Annotated in this window: 3 protein-coding genes; all 3 read left to right on the top strand. The window is 55.4% G+C overall.

Annotation, left to right across the window (positions count from 1 at the left end; all coding sequences use genetic code 11):
* On the top strand, window positions 1–1367 hold a 1367-nt coding region (locus LAT75_RS15535; RefSeq protein WP_291483751.1), incomplete at its 5' end, for a hypothetical protein.
* Between the two features lie 115 nt (window positions 1368–1482).
* The gene (locus LAT75_RS15530) at window positions 1483–2439 is read left to right on the top strand and encodes a sodium-dependent bicarbonate transport family permease (protein ID WP_291483749.1); all 957 of its coding nucleotides are present in this window, start codon (window positions 1483–1485) and stop codon (window positions 2437–2439) included.
* A 5-nt stretch (window positions 2440–2444) separates the two neighbouring features.
* The gene (locus tag LAT75_RS15525) at window positions 2445–2747 is read left to right on the top strand and encodes a DUF3240 family protein (protein WP_291483747.1); all 303 of its coding nucleotides are present in this window, start codon (window positions 2445–2447) and stop codon (window positions 2745–2747) included.
* Window positions 2748–2755 lie beyond the last annotated feature (8 nt).

Genomic DNA, 2755 nt, shown 5'->3' with positions numbered 1-2755 from the left:
TCCGGCAGAACCACAAGGGGGAAGTGACACAGCACTTTTTTGAATCGCCCCTGATCCGGCTGATGAAAGATTTCGGCTATACCGATAATTATGCTGCGGGGGAAATTATCGACGATGAAATCCCTGCAAAGAGCGTGATCATCCATCGCTATTACGACGAGGCCGACCGCGATTTTGGTACGGGTGAAGGAACCCCGTCCATCGAAAAAGCCGCTGAAGGCCTGAGCGCGCTCATCCTCAAAACCCGCGATCAGGTGTGCGGGGATGATGCCGAAGCCCGGCAGGACTTCCGCGTGTATCTCGTGGCGCATTCCATGGGCGGGCTGATTGCGCGCTGCTTTCTGCAGAATGATGCCATCGGCGATGCGGCCGCCAAACAAATGGTGCACAAAGTTTTCACCTACGGCACCCCGCACAACGGTATTGAAATCCGTGGGGCCAATGTGCCGCGCTTCCTCAGCGGCTGGGATATCAATAATTTCAACCGGCGGCGAATGGCGCAGTACCTCGCGCTGGACTCGCATCAGCGCGTGGATACGCTGAACGGGAAGTTTCCGGCAGACCGCTTTTTTGCGCTCGTAGGCACCAATCATCAGGATTACAATTTGTCGCGGCTGGCGGTCGGGCCTATGAGCGACGGGCTGGTGTTGATCCGCAATGCGAGCATTCAGGGCGCGCCGCGGGCCTACACGCACCACAGCCACAGCGGGGTGTACGGTCTGGTGAATTCGGAGGAAGGCTACCAAAACCTCACCCGCTTCCTCTTCGGGGATATCATGGTGAAGGCCGTGCTGCACCTCGAAGCCCTGCCGCTGCCGCCAAGCGTGGAGAAAGCGCTCGAAAAAGGCCGGAGGGTGCGGGCGTCGTACTATTTCGAAAACACGGTGATGGTGCGGGGTCAGCTGTTCAAACTCAGCGAACGGAAGGTGGAGAATCAGTCGGCTGGTTTCAAAGAATTCGATGAACTTTTTGAGCGCGGCACCAACGGCAAATGGCAGCCCAAACCGGGCAGTATGCCGGTGCTGTTCAGCGCCTTTCTGGATTCCCGCAACATCGAAACGGGCCGCACGCTTGTTTTTACGGTGGATATGGCAGTCAAAACGACCGAGTATGAAATCGACGGACGCTTGTTCCGCTCCAACCGGATTCCGGGCGAAAACCTGTTTCGTGAACAGCTCACAATTAAGGCAATCCGCACGGGCGACGGGCAGGGCGGCTTCAAGCTGCGCTACACTTTCACCGATGAGGGCTGGGGCGAGCACCGGGGCAGCCTGGCTGAAGGCGGGGAGGGAGGAAGTTTTAGGATTCCGCTGAAGTCCGGCAAAGGTTTCAAAGGCGCCCTCGAACTGAGGATTTCCTCATCCTGAGAGACGGGAATGGATTGCATTAGCCTTCAGCCGCTGTAAGTGGTTGGGCTTAATGAAGATTTCACGGATTAGTGTTAATATTTACGCTCACAAAATATTCACTTCAATCGTTTTTATGGATGCGTTAATCTCCAATTTCGCCTCTCCGATAGTTCTGGCATTTGTGCTGGGGATTGTGAGCCGGCTGGTAAAGAGCAATCTGGAATTGCCCAAACCGCTGTATCAGTCTATTTCCATCTATCTGCTGCTGGCCATCGGTCTTAAAGGGGGCGTGGAGCTGAGCAAGACTTCCTTCGACGTGGTTGTGTGGCCGGTAGGCGCAACCCTGCTGCTCGGGGTCGTTACCCCGATCACGGCTTTTCTGGTACTTCGCTATATGGGCCGCTTCGATATGGATAACGCTGCCGGTATTGCGGCGCATTACGGCTCGGTTTCGGTAGTTACCTACATCGCGGCCATTGCCTATGCGGAGTCGGTCGGGCTGCAGGCCGAAGGCTTTATGCCTACGCTCGTTGCCCTGCTCGAAATTCCCGGTATCGTGGTTGCGCTTATGATCCCGCTGCTGCTGAGCACCGGGGGCGGATCCGTAAAAAAAGCCATGCATGAGGTCTTTACCGGAAGCAGCATTATGCTGCTGATGGGAGGCCTGCTGATCGGCTTCGTTTCGGGACCGGAGCGTTTTGCATCTGTTGAACCGTTTTTTGTGACCATGTTTAACGGCGCCCTGGTGCTGTTTTTACTGGAGCTTGGCATTGTTACCGCAAGCCGCCTGCGCGACCTGAAAAAAGCCGGGCTGTTTTTGGTCGGCTTCGGGATCATCGTTCCGATTCTGCACGGCATCCTGGCGATCTGGCTGGGACTCCTGGCCGGCCTCAGCGTTGCCGGTGCCGGCGTGTTTGCCGCCATGGTTTCAAGCGGCTCCTACATAGCAGCACCCGCAGCCGTTCGTATTGCACTGCCCAAGGCAAGCCCGACACTCTACCTCACGGCCTCGCTGGGCATCACCTTTCCCTTTAACATCACCCTGGGAATTCCCCTTTACTTTGTAATCGCCAACTGGATGGGAGGCTGACACTTATGTTAATGACCGACGCCATTTTAATTACCATCATCGCGGAGCGTCTGCTGAAAAAACAGCTCACAGAGCTCATCGTTGAAAAAGGTGCCAAAGGCTATACCATCACCGATGCATCGGGTGAAGGCAGCCGCGGTATCCGGGCTTCTGAGTTCGAAGGCAGGAACATCAAATTAGAAGCCATTGTGAATCAGGAAGTAGCCAACAAAATTCTGACCGCGGTTTCTGAAACCTACTTCGAGAACTATGCCGTCATCACCTATACCGAAAATGTAAAGGTGGTACGCGGCGACAAATACCTGTAGCCGGCTTT

Origin of the sequence: Cyclonatronum sp., assembly GCF_022565315.1 — a bacterium.
In the GTDB taxonomy this organism is placed as follows: Bacteria; Bacteroidota; Rhodothermia; order Balneolales; family Cyclonatronaceae; genus Cyclonatronum.
The sequence above is the reverse complement of the archived record's forward strand: the minus strand, read 5'-3'. Positions and strand labels throughout refer to the sequence as shown.